The sequence below is a fragment of the Cupriavidus basilensis genome, assembly GCF_000876015.1.
In the GTDB taxonomy this organism is placed as follows: Bacteria; Pseudomonadota; Gammaproteobacteria; order Burkholderiales; family Burkholderiaceae; genus Cupriavidus; species Cupriavidus basilensis_B.
Window position 1 is genome coordinate 1 of the sequence record NZ_BBQM01000013.1, and the last position, 14,512, is coordinate 14,512.

13 protein-coding genes are annotated in these 14,512 nt (G+C 69.4%); 6 read left to right on the forward strand and 7 right to left on the reverse strand.

The window, feature by feature from the left end:
* Positions 1-120: 120 nt before the first annotated feature.
* From KF708C_RS11435 to KF708C_RS11450, 4 genes are all read left to right on the forward strand, one after another.
* A complete protein-coding gene (locus KF708C_RS11435; protein ID WP_020202250.1) occupies positions 121-1,506 on the forward strand; it encodes an MmgE/PrpD family protein in 1,386 nt (461 codons plus the stop codon).
* A 25-nt stretch (positions 1,507-1,531) separates the two neighbouring features.
* Positions 1,532-2,407: an HpcH/HpaI aldolase/citrate lyase family protein gene (locus KF708C_RS11440; protein ID WP_059411895.1), complete on the forward strand. Its 876-nt coding sequence runs from the start codon at positions 1,532-1,534 to the stop codon at positions 2,405-2,407.
* Positions 2,404-3,258: an FAS1-like dehydratase domain-containing protein gene (locus KF708C_RS11445; protein WP_059411896.1), complete on the forward strand. Its 855-nt coding sequence runs from the start codon at positions 2,404-2,406 to the stop codon at positions 3,256-3,258. The genes KF708C_RS11440 and KF708C_RS11445 overlap by 4 nt, the downstream gene beginning before the upstream one ends.
* A gap of 85 nt (positions 3,259-3,343) precedes the next feature.
* Positions 3,344-4,327, forward strand: a complete 984-nt coding sequence (locus KF708C_RS11450; RefSeq protein WP_059411897.1) for a tripartite tricarboxylate transporter substrate binding protein — start codon at positions 3,344-3,346, stop codon at positions 4,325-4,327.
* A 287-nt stretch (positions 4,328-4,614) separates the two neighbouring features.
* Here KF708C_RS11450 and KF708C_RS11455 read toward each other — a convergent pair whose 3' ends face one another.
* From KF708C_RS11455 to KF708C_RS11465, 3 genes are all read right to left on the reverse strand, one after another.
* Entirely contained in the window at positions 4,615-5,577 is a 963-nt protein-coding gene (locus KF708C_RS11455; protein ID WP_059411898.1) for a Bug family tripartite tricarboxylate transporter substrate binding protein, read from the reverse strand.
* A gap of 37 nt (positions 5,578-5,614) precedes the next feature.
* Positions 5,615-7,168: a class I adenylate-forming enzyme family protein gene (locus KF708C_RS11460; protein ID WP_059411899.1), complete on the reverse strand. Its 1,554-nt coding sequence runs from the start codon at positions 7,166-7,168 to the stop codon at positions 5,615-5,617.
* 73 nt (positions 7,169-7,241) lie between these two features.
* A complete protein-coding gene (locus KF708C_RS11465; RefSeq protein ID WP_020202244.1) occupies positions 7,242-8,222 on the reverse strand; it encodes a tripartite tricarboxylate transporter substrate binding protein in 981 nt (326 codons plus the stop codon).
* A gap of 343 nt (positions 8,223-8,565) precedes the next feature.
* On the opposite strand from KF708C_RS11465, the gene KF708C_RS11470 reads away from it, so the two are divergent.
* Complete coding sequence (locus KF708C_RS11470) at positions 8,566-9,768, forward strand: acyl-CoA dehydrogenase family protein (RefSeq protein ID WP_059411900.1); 1,203 nt, start codon at positions 8,566-8,568, stop codon at positions 9,766-9,768.
* 29 nt (positions 9,769-9,797) lie between these two features.
* A complete protein-coding gene (locus tag KF708C_RS11475; protein ID WP_059411901.1) occupies positions 9,798-10,925 on the forward strand; it encodes an acyl-CoA dehydrogenase family protein in 1,128 nt (375 codons plus the stop codon).
* An 8-nt stretch (positions 10,926-10,933) separates the two neighbouring features.
* Here KF708C_RS11475 and KF708C_RS36890 read toward each other — a convergent pair whose 3' ends face one another.
* From KF708C_RS36890 to KF708C_RS11485, 4 genes are all read right to left on the reverse strand, one after another.
* Positions 10,934-11,062, reverse strand: coding sequence for a hypothetical protein (locus tag KF708C_RS36890; RefSeq protein WP_269432149.1), 129 nt, complete (start codon positions 11,060-11,062; stop codon positions 10,934-10,936).
* Positions 11,059-12,216 (reverse strand): AAA family ATPase, encoded by a 1,158-nt coding sequence (locus KF708C_RS11480; protein WP_082079513.1) that lies wholly within the window; start codon positions 12,214-12,216, stop codon positions 11,059-11,061. The genes KF708C_RS36890 and KF708C_RS11480 overlap by 4 nt, the downstream gene beginning before the upstream one ends.
* Entirely contained in the window at positions 12,213-12,458 is a 246-nt protein-coding gene (locus tag KF708C_RS35590; RefSeq protein ID WP_156173795.1) for an AAA family ATPase, read from the reverse strand. Before KF708C_RS35590 ends, KF708C_RS11480 begins: the two co-directional genes overlap by 4 nt.
* Before the next feature lie 433 nt (positions 12,459-12,891).
* Positions 12,892-14,430: an acetolactate synthase large subunit gene (locus tag KF708C_RS11485; RefSeq protein WP_059412032.1), complete on the reverse strand. Its 1,539-nt coding sequence runs from the start codon at positions 14,428-14,430 to the stop codon at positions 12,892-12,894.
* Between the last annotated feature and the right edge of the window lie 82 nt (positions 14,431-14,512).

The window sequence follows — 14,512 nt, forward strand, 5'->3', positions numbered from 1 at the left end:
TTTGACTTTGACTTTGATCTTGACGTTCAGCAGTTGACTTTGAAGTTGACTTTAAGCCCAAATAACTCTTGACTCTAAAGTAAAAAACCATCCAAAAACGAACAACCCAGAGCAAAAAAAATGACCCAACAACCCGACACCCAAACCTACCCAACCCGCCAACTCTGCGACTTCCTCGCCACCCTGAAACTAGAACAAATCCCCCAGGAAGTCATAGAAAAAACCAAAGACCTCTTCCTCGACTGGATCGCCTCCGCCATCGCCGGCAAGGACGCCCCCGCCATCCGCAAACTGCAGGAATTCGCCGCGGCGATGGGCCCGCAGCAAGGCCCCTCCGAAGTCTTCGTCGACCGCCGCCGCACCTCCCCGTATTTCGCCGCGCTGATCAACGGCGCGTCCTCCCACGTGGTGGAGCAGGACGACGTGCACAACGGCTCGGTGCTGCACCCGGCCGCGGTGGTATTCCCGGCGGTGATCGCCGCCGCGCAGGCCGAGGGCAAGAGCGGCGCGGACGTGCTGCTGGCTTCCATCGCCGGCTATGAGGCCGGCATCCGCATCGGCGAGTTCATGGGCCGCTCGCACTACCGCGTATTCCACACCACCGGCACGGTCGGCACGCTGGCGGCGGCGGCGGCGGTGGCCAAGCTGTACGGCATGGATGCCGAGGGCATCAACCAGGCGCTCGGCTCGGCCGGCACGCAGGCCGCCGGCTTGTGGGAATTCCTGCGCGACGCGGCGGACTCCAAGCAGTTGCACACGGCCAAGGCGGCGGCGGACGGCCTGATGTCGGCGTGGATCGCGCGCGCGGGCTTCACCGGCGCGAAGCGCATCCTGGAGGGCGCGCAGGGCATGGCCGCGGGCATGTCGAGCGACGCCAACCCGGCCGCGCTGACCGATGGCCTGGGCACGCGCTGGGCCACGGCCGAGACCTCGTTCAAGTTCTTCGCCTCGTGCCGCCACACGCATCCGGCGGCCGACGCGCTCAAGGCGCTGATGCTGCGCGAGCAGATCCGCGCGGACCAGATCGCCGCCGTGACCGCGCACGTGCACCAGGGCGCGATCGACGTACTCGGCCCCGTGACCGATCCCAGGACCATCCACCAGGCCAAGTTCTCGATGGGCACCGTGCTCGGCCTGGTGGCGCTGCACGCGCATGCCGGCCTCGGCGAGTTCGAGGACCACGCCTTGCAGGACGCGCAGGTGGCCGCCTTCCGCGACAAGGTGGAGATGGCGCTCGACGACGAGATCAACGCGGCCTATCCGCGCCAGTGGATCGGCCGCGTCACCGTGCGGACCACCGATGGCCGCACGCTCGGCGCGCGCGTGGACGTGCCCAAGGGCGACCCCGGCAACACGCTGTCGCGCCCGGAGCTCGAAGCCAAGGCGATCCAGCTCGGCGCCTTCCGCCACGGCGCCGGCGAGGCGGAGATGCGCGCCATCATCGCGCGCGTGTGGGCGCTGGAAAAGCAGCCGGACGTCAACGGCTGGCTGCCGCTCGCGCGCTGACGCCTCACCTTCCCGGGAAATACCGATGTCCTCAGTCTCCACCGCCGCCACCGCCATCACCTACCTGTTCGTGCCGGGCGACCGACCCGAACGCTTCGACAAGGCCGCCGCCGCCGCGCCCGACGCGCTGATCCTCGACCTCGAGGACGCCGTGCACCCGGACGCCAAGCCGGCCGCGCGCGGCGCCATCGCCGCGTGGCTGCGCGAGCGCGGCGCGCACGCGCACGCCTACGTGCGCATCAACGACGCCAGCTCGCCCGCCTTCGCCGCCGACATGGACTGGCTGCGCGCGCTGCCGCCGGACACGCCGCTGGCCGGCCTGCTGGTGCCCAAGGCCGAAGACCCGGTCGCGCTCGGCGAGATCGCCCAGGCGCTGGCCCAGGTCAACCCGCAGGGCCGCATGGTGGCCATCATCGAAAGCGCGCGCGGGCTGCACGGCGTCGACGCGGTGGCCGCCGCGCCGGGCGTGTCGCGCCTGGCCTTCGGCTCGCTCGACTTCGCCGTGGACCTGGGCTGCGCGCACACGCGCGAAGCGCTGCTGCTGGCGCGCTCGCGCATCGTGCTGGCCGCGCGCGTGGCCGGCCTGCCGCCGCCCGTGGACGGCGTCACCACCGCGCTCAAGGACGAGGCCGTGCTGGCCGACGACGTGGCCCACGCGCGCGCGCTCGGCTTCGCCGCCAAGCTGTGCATCCACCCGGCCCAGCTCGCCGCGGTGCGCGCCGGCTTCCTGCCCACCACGCAGCAGCTCGACTGGGCGCGGCGCGTGCTGGCCGCCACCGCCAGCGGCAGCCACGCGGTGCAGGTCGACGGCAAGATGGTCGACCGCCCCGTCATCGAACAAGCCCGGCGCCTGCTCGCGCTCGCCGGCCACCCCGAAACCCAGCAAGCCAATCCGTCATGACCCAGCTCGAACACCTGCGCACCTGGATCGGCCGCAGCGAAAGCCGCACCGAGACCCTTTCCCCCGAACCCGTGATCGGCCTGGCCGCCACGCTCGACCTCGACGCCGACGCGCTCGTGCGCGGCCCGCTGCCGCCGCTGTGGCACTGGCTGTATTTCCTGCCGCGCGCGCCGCAGCGCGAGCTCGGCCGCGACGGCCACCCCGCGCTGGGGGGCTTCATGCCGCCGGTGCCGCTGCCGCGCCGCATGTGGGCCGGCGGCGAGCTCGACTTCAAACGCGCGCTGCGCGTGGGCGACACCGTCACGCGCACCTCCACCGTGCGCAACGTCGAATACAAGACCGGCCGCAGCGGCGAGCTGTGGTTCGTCACCGTGGAGCACGTGCTCACCGTCGGCGGCGAGACCGCGCTGACCGAGCGCCACGACCTGGTCTACCGCGCCATGCCCGAGCCCGGCCAGCCGCTGCCGCCGCGCCCGCGCCTGGCGCACGCGCCGACGTGGCAGCGCCAGCTCCAGGCCGGCCCGGTCATGCTGTTCCGCTTCTCGGCGCTGACCTTCAACGGCCACCGCATCCACTACGACCACGACTACGTGCGCGACGTGGAAGGCTATCCCGGGCTGGTGGTGCACGGCCCGCTGCAGGCCGCGCTCACGCTCGACCTGCTGGCGCGCGAGATGCCGGCGGCCAAGGTGCGCCGCTTCGGCTTCCGCGGGCTGGCGCCGCTGTTCCACCACGACACCGTGACCGTGGGCGGCGCGCCGGACGCCGCCACGCCCGGCAGGATCGCGCTGTGGACCGGCGACGACGCCGGCGGCCAGGCGATGGAGGCCTGGGCCGAGGTGGAGGGCTGACGGGAGGGACGACGCAGGCTGACCGGCGCGGCACACCAATACAACATCGGGATCAGCGGGGAACCACGATAAATGGAGACTTCCTATGCATGCATCCCGAAAGGCCGGGCGGCGCGCCCGCCGCCTCGCCGCCTGCGGCGCCATCGCCGTGCTCTGCGCCGCGTCCGCGCGGGCGCAGCCGCCCTATCCGGCGCGGCCCGTCACGCTGATCGTCCCCTACGCGGCGGGCGGCACCACCGACGTGGTGGCGCGCCAGTTCGCCGTGGCCCTGCAACAGGCGCTCGGCCAGAACGTGATGGTGGAAAACAAGCCCGGCGTCTCGGGCACGATGGGCGCGATGGCCATCAGGCAGGCCCGGCCCGACGGCTACACGCTCGCCGTCATGCCGGTCACGGTGTTCCGCCAGCCCTTCGTCCAGAAGACCACCTTCGACCCGGCGCGTGACTTCACCTACCTCGCGCGCATCACCGGCTATACCTTCGGCGCGGTGGTGCGCGCCGATTCGCCGTGGCGGGACTGGCATGACTTCCTCGCCGCCGCGCGCGCACGGCCCGGCACGCTCGGCTACGGCTCGCCGGGCCAGTTCTCCTCGCCGCACCTCACCATGATGGAACTGGCCGGCAAGGAAAACCTGGCCGTCAACCACGTGCCGTTCAAGGGCGACGCCGACTGCATCAACTCGCTGATGGGCAACCACGTGCAACTGTGCGCCGCGGGCAACTCGGCCGGCACGCTGGTGGATGCCGGCAAGCTGCGCTGGCTCAACCTGTGGACCGCGCAGCGCTCGTCGCGCTGGCCCGGCGTGCCCACGCTGCGCGAACTCGGCTACGACATCGTCTCCAATTCGCCGTACGGCGTGGCCGGGCCGAAAGACATGGACCCGCACGTGGTGCGCATCCTCGAAGCCGCGCTCAAACGCGCCGCCGAGGACCCGCAGCACCTCGCCGCGCTCAGGCAGCAGGACCAGGACCTGATGTACCTCGACAGCGCGAGCTACACGCGCTACGCCATGCAGCAGATCGCCAGCGAGAAGGCGCTGGTGGAACGGCTTGGCATCAAGGCGGACTGACTTGGCGGTTTGCGGGGGCGCGTGGTGGTGTGTGATGCTGTCGTGCCGGGGCGGGAACTGGTGCTTCTTGCGGAGTGAATGTCTTCGCTTTCGCCGGCGCTCGCCCTCTCCCCCGGCCCCTCTCCCGCGCGCGGGAGAGGGGCCGGGGGAGAGGGCCAGGCGCCACCACGAAGTCACCGCCACCGCGAGCCGCAACCCGCGCTTCCCCGCCGGATAAAAAACGGCAGCAAAAAAAAAGCGGCCCACCAGAGCCGCTTTCCTCCCAGCAACACAAACTCAGCGCATCCTCACTCCACCTGGATCTTCGCCGTCTTCACCACGCCGCCCCACAAGGCCAGCTCCTTCTGGATACGGTCCGACAGCGGCTTCGGCCCGGTGATGTTGAGGTCGTAGCCGCCCTGCGTCATGCGCTGCTGGAAAGCCGGATCATCGCCGATCGCCTTCTGCGCCTTGACCAGCTTGTCCACCACCTCGGCGGGCAGCCTGGGCGGGCCCACCAGCGCGTACCAGCCGGTGACGTCGTAGTTCTTCAGGCCGGACTCGATCATGGTCGGCACGTTGGGCAGCGCGGCGTTGCGGGCCTTCGACGTGACCGCCAGCGCGCGCACCTTGCCGCCCTGGATATAGCCGATGGCGGTGCCGGTGATGTCGAACATGAACGTCACCTTGCCGCCGATCACGTCGGCCATCGCCGGCGAGTTGCCCTTGTACGGCACGTGCAGCATCTTCACGCCGCCCATCTCCGCCAGCAGTTCCGCCGACAGGTGGTTGGAGGCGCCCACGCCGGCCGAGCCGAAGCTCACGCCTTCGGGATGCTTGCGCGCGTAGTCCACCAGCTCGCCCACGTCCTTGGCGGGGAATTCCTTGTTGATGAGCAGGACGTTGGTGTAGTCGGTGATCAGGCCGATGTAGCTGAAGTCCTTGGTCGGGTTGAAGTTCACCGACTTCTGGATCAGCGGCGTCATGGTCATGGTCGGGCTGGCCACGAAGTACAGCGTGTAGCCATCCGGCGTGGACTTCGCGATCAGGTCCGCGGCGATGGCGCCGCTGGCGCCGGCGCGATTGTCCACCACCACCGGCTGCTTGAGCACGCGGCCGAGGTAGTCGGCGTAGATGCGCGCGGCGGTGTCGACCGGGCCGCCGGGCGCGTAGCCCACCAGCAGCTTGACCGGGCGCGCCGGGTAGGCGTCGGCCCAGGCGGCGCCGTGCGCCGCGGCCAGCAGCAGGCCGGCCATCATCCATCGTTTCATCGTGTCTCCTCCTTCTTGTGTTTGCGCCGGCGCGCGTTCAGGCCGCCGCCGCGTTGCCCTCCACCAGGGCGCGCAGCGGCTGCTTGAGCAGCTTGCCGCTGGCGGTGGTGGGAATGGTCTCGATCACGCGCACCTGCGCGGGCCGCTTGTACGGCGCCAGGCTCTCGCGCAGGTAGGCCTGCAGCGCGGGCACGTCGAGCGTGGTGCCGGGCTGGGTTTCGATAAAGGCCACCACTTCCTCGTTGCCGTCGGCGGCGGCGCGGCCCACCACGGCGGACTGGCGCACGCCGGGAAAGGCATTGATGACCGACTCCACCTCGATCGGGTAGACGTTGAAGCCCGAGCGGATGATCAGGTCCTTCGAGCGGCCGACGATGAACAGCGCGCCGTCCGCGTCGAGATAGCCCAGGTCGCCGGTGTTGAGCCAGCCGCCGGGCAGCAGCGCCTCGGCGGTCTGCCCGGCGTTGCGGAAATAGCCGCGCATCACGCCGGGCCCGCGCACGCGGATCTGGCCGCGCTCGCCGGGCGGCATCGGCTGGCCCTGCTCGTCGGTGATGGCGATCTCCACGCCTTCGACGATGTAGCCGGCCGAGCAGTCCGCGCGCGGCGCGTCCTTGCGCGTGATGAACAGCGAGCCGGCGTACTCCGTGATGCCGTAGCCGTGGTGCAGCGGCTGGCCGAACCACGCCTCGGTGTCGCGCTTGAGCGTGGGGTCCAGCGGCGCGCCGCCGGTGTACAGGTAGCGCAGGCGCGGGAAGGCCGTGGCGCCGGTCTGGCCGGTGCGCGCGGTCATCTCGCGCGCCAGCGCCATGATGCGCGTGAACATGGTCGGCACGCCCTGCAGCATGGTGAGGCCGGGCGAGCGCAGCGCCGCGAACACGTCGGCCGCGTCGAAGCGCGGGCGCATCACCAGGCTGGCGCCGGCATAGAGCGTGGCCATCAGCACCGTGGCGATGCCGAAGATATGCGACAGCGGCAGCGCGCCGTAGGCGATGTCGTCCGGGCCGAGGTCGCGCGAGGTGGCGGAGATGCGCGCGAACACCGTCAGGCCCGCGTGCGGCACCATCACGCCCTTGGGCGCGCCAGTGGTGCCCGAGGTATAGATCAGCGTGGCGATGTCGCGCGCCTCGGCGGCCTCCACGCGCTGCGGCGCGTGCTCCGCGCGCAGCACCGTGAAGTTCGGGTCGAGCGCGGCGCAGTCCGACGGCTGCGCGCCGAGGCGGGCCGCGTGCGCGGCGGCCACGTCGGACACGTTGCTGGTGAAGAAGGTCAGCAGCGGCTCCGCATGCGCGCGGATGCCGTCGATCTCGCGCGGCGAGAGCCGCGCGTTGACCTGGATCGGCCACGCATGCAGCGTGCTGCACGCAAACAGCATGACCACCATCTCGGTGCAGTTCTCGCCCACCACCATCACGCGGTCGCCCTGACCCACGCCGCGCGCGGCCAGCCAGTCGCGCGCGGCGGCGATGCGCTGCCACAGCGCGCCGTAGCTCAGGATCCCGCCGGCCAGGTGCAGGCAGAGTGCGTCGGGCGCGCGCTCGGCCCAGTGCTTGGGGATGTCGTGGATGAACTCAGGGCGGAAGGAAGGCATGATGCGGGCGATGTAATGCGGATGACGCTGACAGGAGGAAGCCGGCGCCGCGAAGCGCCGGCCACGGGCAAAGCTACTGGTCCAGGTGGATGCCGGCCGACTTGATCAGCCCGTCCCACTTCTGGTACTGGCTGCGCATGTAGGCGCCGAACTGCGCCGGCGTGGACGGGAACGGCACCGTGCCCTGCGCCGCCAGCCGCGCGGCCAGCTCGGGCTGCGCCAGCGCGGCCACGATCTCGGCATTGAGGCGGTCGACCACCGCCGGCGGCGTGTTGGCCGGCGCGGCCACGCCGAACCACGCGGTCAGCTCGTAGCCGGGCACGCCCGCGGCGGCCAGCGTGGGCACGCCGGGCAACTGGTCCGACGCCTTCGCGGTGGTCACGCCGAGCGCGCGCACGCGGCCGTCGCGCACATAGGGCAGCGCCGTGGAAATGCTGTCGAACATCATGGTCAGGCGCCCGCCGATCAGGTCCGTCATGGCCGGCGCGCTGCCCTTGTACGGCACGTGGTCGATGCGCACGCCCGCCATGTGGGTAAACAACTCGCCCGCCAGGTGCGAGGACGAGCCGTTGCCGAACGAGCCGTAGCTCAGCTTGCCGGGCTCGCGCTTGGCCAGCGCGATCAGTTCGGCCACGTTGCGCGCGGGCACCGACGGGTGCACCACCAGCACGTTGGGCAGGTAGGCCACCGACGCCACCGGCGCGAAATCCTTGAGCGGGTCGTAGCCCGGCTTGTCGTACAGGCTCTTGTTGACGGCCAGCGAGCCGAAGGTGCCGAAGAACAGCGTGTAGCCATCGGCCGGCGCGCGCGCCACCGACACCGCGGCGATATTGCCGCCCGCGCCGGGCCGGTTCTCGATCACCACCGGCTGGCCCAGCCGCACCGACAGCGCATGGCTGATCTCGCGCGCCAGCAGGTCGGTGGCGCCGCCCGGCGGAAAGGGCACGACCAGCCGCACCGGCTTGTCGGGATAAGCCGCGAACGCGCTCGCGGCGGCCAGCAGTCCGCCGCATAGCGCGAGCAGCCTGGTGCATCGTTGGGTCCAGCGTGACATGCGCCTGTCTCCTCGGCGTGATTTCTGTTTTGTGCTGCGATGGCACGGCGCCAGTTTGGGCCAGCCGCCGCGGGCACGCCATTTGGATTTGGCTAAGGCCGCCTTCAGGCTGGCGTGAATGGCATGCTCCGCCATCCGCGCACTGGGGGAAACCCTTGTCAGGAATGCGGGGACAACAACCGCACAACGCTTTGTGCCTGCCGAAGTGCGGCTTTGCCATTGCGGAAACTCCGAACCACGCGCCGCACATAGAATCGTCCCACCGTATCGTGGAGGCAGCCGCGTTGCGCCGGCATGCCGCCGCCGCGACGCGGCCAGCCTTCCCAACCGAGGGGACAAGCAGATGGATTTGCGTTTCAACGCCGCGGAGCAGTCGTTCCGCGAAGAGGTTCGGACCTTCGCGCAGGCCAGCCTGCCGGCGGACATCCGCGACAAGGTGCTGGCCCACCAGCGCGTGGAGAAGGACGACTACGTGCGCTGGCACCGCGTGCTGCACGCGCACGGCTGGGGCGCGCCGACATGGCCGAAGCAATGGGGCGGCACCGGCTGGACGCCGCTGCAGCGCCTGATCTTCGAGATCGAGACCTTCCGCGCCGGCGCGCCGCGCCTGCTGCCGTTCGGCCTGACCATGATCGGCCCGGTGCTGATGAAGTACGCCAGCCCCGAGCACCAGGAACGCTTCCTGCCGCGCATCCCCACGGTGGAAGACTTCTGGTGCCAGGGCTATTCGGAACCGGGCTCCGGCTCGGACCTGGCCTCGCTCAAGACGCGCGCGGTGCGCCACGGCGACCGCTACATCGTCAATGGCCAGAAGACCTGGACCACGATGGCGCATTTCGCCGACTGGATCTTCTGCCTGGTGCGCACCGACACCGAGGCCAAGGCGCAGGAAGGCATCTCCATGCTGCTGATCGACATGAAGACGCCCGGCGTGACGGTGCGCCCGATCGTCACGCTCGACGGCGGCCACGACGTCAACGAAGTGTGGTTCGAGGACGTGGAAGTGCCGGCGGCCAACCTGCTCGGCGAAGAGAACCGCGGCTGGACCTACGCCAAGTACCTGCTCGGCCACGAGCGCACCGGCATCGCCGGCATCGGCCACTGCAACCGCGAACTGCGCCAGCTCAAGCACTACGCCGCGCAGGCCACCGACGGCGCCGGCCGCCCGCTGATCGACGACGTGCGCATGCGCGACAAGATCGCGCGCATCGAGATGGACATCATGGCGCTGGAAATGCTGCTGCTGCGCGTGGCCACGCAGTCCGCCGGCCAGCCCGGCCCCGAGGCCTCCATCGTCAAGATCCGCGGCTCCGAGATCCAGCAGGACCTGGCCATGCTGCAGATGGAAGTGGCCGGCCCCGGCGCCTGGCCGTATTCGCCGCGCTGGCTCGAGGCCGGCGAGACGCCCGCCGACCTGCCGACGCACGCGCCGGCCTGGGCCGCGCCCGCGGCCTCCACCTACTTCGACATGCGCAAGACCTCCATCTACGGCGGCGCCACCGAAGTGCAGAAGAACATCATCTCCAAGATGATCCTGGGTTTCTGAACGCCGGGACGGAAGGAACAAGCACAGTCATGGACTTCAACTACAGCGAAGAACAGCAGATGCTGGCCGACAGCCTGCGCCGCTTCATCGACACCGAATACACCTTCGCCCGGCGCCGCGCCAGCGCGCGCGGCGGCAACAGCCTCGACCGCGCCGCGTGGGCCCAGCTCGCCGAGATGGGCGTGCTCGGCCTGACCGTGCCCGCCGAATACGGCGGCTTCGGCGAAAGCGCCGCCAGCCAGCTGGTGGTGCAGCGCGAACTCGGCCGCGGCCTCGTGCTCGAGCCGGTCACGCCCGCCGCGGTCATCTCCACCGCCGTGCTGAGCGCCTACGGCAGCGCGGCGCAGAAAGAAGCATGGCTGCCCGCCATCGCCGGCGGCGAGCGCATCGTCACCCTCGCCTACCTCGAGCCCACCACGCGCTACCGCGCCGAAAGCGCGCGCGCGGCGGCCGAGCGCAAGGACGACGGCTACCAGCTCAACGGCACCAAGACCCTAGCCTGGCACGGCGAAGCCGCCGACGCCTTCCTGGTCAGCGCGCGCCTCGCCGGCAGCAGCGAACTGTCGCTGTTCCTGGTGCCCGGGGACACGCCCGGCCTGAGCGTGCACGGCTATCCCACGATGGACGGCCTGCGCGCCGCCGACATCACGCTGCACAACGCCACGGTCGGCGCCGCCGCGCTGGTCGGCAGCGAAGGCAACGGCCTGGCCGCGCTCACGCACGGCATCGACCACGGCATCGCCGCGCTGTGCGCCGAAGCCGCCGGCGCAATGGAACGGCTGATCGAGATCACCGGCGAATACCTGCGCACGCGCCAGCAGTTCGGCAAGCCGCTGGCCGCGTTCCAGGCCCTGCAGCACCGCATGGCCGACATGCTGGTGCAGAAGGAACTGGCGCTGTCGATGGCCTACGTCGCCGCCCAGGCGCTGGACGAAACCGACCCCGCGCAGCGCCGCCGCATGCTCAGCGGCGCCAAGGTGGTGGTCGCCAGGGCCGGCCGCTTCGTCGGCCAGCAGGCGGTGCAGCTACACGGCGGGATGGGGATGACGGACGAACTCGAGGTGGGGGACTACTTCAAGCGGCTGACGATGATCGACCCGCTGCTGGGAGATAGCGATTTTCATGTGCAGCGGTATGGGGAGGTGATGGTGGGGTAGGGGTCGTCTCAAGACGATCCTGGCATCGTCGCGCGGCCCGGCAGGTGCCGCTTGCACTCGATGACACAATCGGCCGACACGTCGGCATGCTGCCCATTCGCCACCAGCAGGACATTGGTATCGATGACAGCCTTCATTCTGCCCTGTCCTTCTGGTCCAACTCACGCCTGCGCTGCATCGCTGCCAGGGTGCGGCCCGCGATGTCGGCCATCTCGTCGCCGAAGAAGTGGTCCGGCCAGTTCTCGATTTCGCCGAACATGTTCAACTGCAGCGGCTCCAGTTCGGTGGCGGCGCCGGCACGACGGCAGAAGTACACCGCCACGTCCTCGGGTGCAACGGCGCCCTCGGCCACGCGGCGCTGCAGGCGGTTGAGGAAATGCTCGGAGTGGCTTTCCACGATCAGTTGAACATGACGCGCCCTGCCGTTTTCACGCGCCTGCGTGGCCGAAATGAATACGTCCGCCAGTTCGGCCTGCACCTGCGGGTGCAGATGAATCTCGGGCTGCTCCATCCACACCGTGGAGTTCGGCGGGCAATAGAAAGCCTGCACCAAAGCCGGAAGCACCTGCGACACGCCGAACCCGACATCGGTGATCTTGACCTCCGGCGCCTTGGCATGCGTCCTGACCAGGACTTCGTATTCCTTGCGCCCTTCTGCCACGGGCTTGACGGAAAAATCATGTATCACGCCCAGGTCTTTCAGCCAGGCGGCAATGAACGTGGCAAATCCCTGCTTGGCCCGCTTCGGGCCACGGTTGAGCATGCGCCCTTCGCTCTGTGCCGCCAGGATTGCCGCGATGGCGTACTCGCCCATCTGCCCCACGCTCGAAGGCGTATCTCCCGACCACTGATAGATCCGCTGGGGATGATTGCGCGGAGGCCCCAGATAGGACAGGCTATCCAGCATGGCCTCGGTGGCCAGCGCGAAGTCCGCCAGGAAGCCCGCGTTCTTGAAGCGCGCATTGCTGACGTCCGACAGGCGATAGAACTTCTCCGGCTCCTCGAGAGGCCATTTGCGGCCGTCGGCCATCTTGAACCCGTAGCGCTGCGATGACAGCGTGAATTTCCGCTTGTCATCTCGCCGCAGCGACACATCGAGAACGTCTTCCGCATCCGAGCCCAGTACATAACTCAGTGCCTGCACCTCGGGCTGGGCGGACTTGCCGGCAACCAGTTCCACCGCCAGCCGCATATGGTCGCCCTGGTAACGCACCGCGACTTGCAGTGGATCGCGCACCTCCAGCGCCCTGGGCAAAGACCAGCCGATCTCGAACTCCAGTGACTGCGTCAAGTCATGGCCGTGCAGGCGCAGTCTGCGAAGGTGCCCAGATCGATGAGTGAGGAGGTATCTCCCAGATGCAGAGCCCGTTTTCGATCTGTCGAGCGCGCCGTTTGCTGCAGAGCCAGCAACAAGTGCCCGAGGCTGCTTTTACCCGCGCTGTTGGCGCCGAAAATCACCGTCAATGGCGCCAGACGAATCGGACCCGTGTCTTTCCAGGCTTTGAAGTTCTTGATATGAAGATGGTTCAGCATCGGCGGATGTTCCCTTCTCAAATTCCGCTAACGAATGACCTCTCGCCGCTCACCGACGCATCGGCAACCAAGCGGAAGCCCTTCATCGAAACCGAGGATACGTGTTGGATCCACAGCGCCACCCCGTCGATCAGGAGATGGCAAAGTGGTAGTCGACGATGTACTGGAAAGGTGATGCGGCATTGGGATGTTTCTCTTCCTGCTTCCTTTATGCCGCAGCCTGTTGACGATCATTGCCGCCAATAATGCATCCAATCACATCCGATACTTCCGCCGGCACGCTGCCGGGAACGCAGCGTGGCAGGACATGACGGATTCCCTGGAACAATCCATCTTCGCGATTGCCTGCCGTGGCTGGCCCGATACCGCACGGTGGCCAGTCCACGATATGCCTGTTCCAACGGATTCCCCATCGGGCGCGCCGGCTAACAGCTCAAATCACCAACTCAATCAAGAACGGCCCCGCCTTCGCATTGGCCGCCGCGAACAGCGCCGCAAACCCCTCCATATCCACCGCGCGCGCGCCTTCCACCCCCATGCCGTTGGCCAGCTTCACCCAGTCGAGATCGGGGTTGCCGATGTCGAGCATGTCGAGCGCGGTCTTGCCGGGATTGGCGCCGACGCCGGCGAGTTCGCCGAGCAGGATCGCGTATTTGCGGTTGGCCAGCACCACCACGGTCACGTCGAGCTTTTCGCGTGCCATCGTCCACAGCGATTGCAGCGTGTACATGCCGGAGCCGTCGGCCTGCAGCGCGACCACGCGGCGGCCGGGCGCGGCGACGGCGGCGCCGGTGGCCAGCGGCAGGCCGTCGCCGATGGCGCCGCCGGTGAGCTGCAGCCAGTCGTGCGGCGCGGCGTGCACGGTGCCCGGATAGAAGGCGCGGCCGAAGCTCACGCTTTCTTCCACCACGATGGCCTGCTCGGGCAGCAGCGCGGTCAGCGTCTGCGCCACGGCTTCGGAGGTCACGGCGCCCTTGGCGATTTCGTGCGACGCAGCGGAGGCCGGCAGCGCGACGGCGGGCGCGCCGAGTTCGTCGGCCAGGCGCGCGAGCGCTTCGGCGAGGTCCTGCTCGGGGCGGGCGAGCACGAGCACGTCGGCGTCTTCCGGGTACGGGCGCGGCGACTTGCCGGGATAGGCGAAGAAGGTCACGGGCGGCGGCGCGCCGACCAGGATGACGTTGCGGATGCCGGCCAGCTTGGCGCGCGCCACGTCGCCGGAGTACGGCACGCGGTCGACGTTGAAGCGGCCGCGGCCGCGCGACACGCGCGCGTTGGACATCGGCGTGATCAGGCGCGCGTCGGTGGCGGCGGCGATGCGGTGTGCGTCGGCCAGCGGCGCTTCGCGCAGCGCGGCGCCGGCCAGCACGATCAGCGTGGGCTGGCCGGAGCGCAGCACGCGCGCGGCCTGCTGCACGGCGTCGGGCGAGACCTTGGGCACCGGCAGCGGCGGCAGCGGCGCGGCGACCTTGCCGCCGGCGTCCCAGCACACGTCGGAGGGCAGGATCAGGCTGGCCACGCCGCCCGGCGCGCCGAGCGCGGCCTGCACCGCGGCGGCGGCATCGGCGCCGACCGAGGCGGCATGCGTGGCGGTGCGGGTCCAGACCGAGACCGGGCGCGCCCAGCCTTCGGTGTCGGCGGTCAGCGGCGCGTCGAACGGGCGGTGGTAGGTGGCCTGGTCGCCGACGATGTTGACCACCGGCGTCTGCGCGCGGCGCGCGTTGTGCAGGTTGGCCAGGCCGTTGGCCAGGCCCGGGCCGCAGTGCAGCAGCGTGGCCGCGGGCTTGTCGGCCATGCGCGCGTAGCCGTCGGCCGCGCCTGTCACCACGCCTTCGAACAGGCCGAGCACGCAGCGCATGCCGGGGATGCGGTCGAGCGCGGCCACGAAGTGCATTTCGCTGGTGCCGGGATTGGCAAAACAAGTATCCACGCCGCACGCCAGCAGCGTCTTGACCAGGCTTTCGGCGCCGTTCAGTTCGCCCTGCCCGTTGTCTGCGTGGTTCGGCTGGTTGCGCTCGGTTGTCTGCATTGGCTTGGTTTCCGGTTGGGTTGCAGGA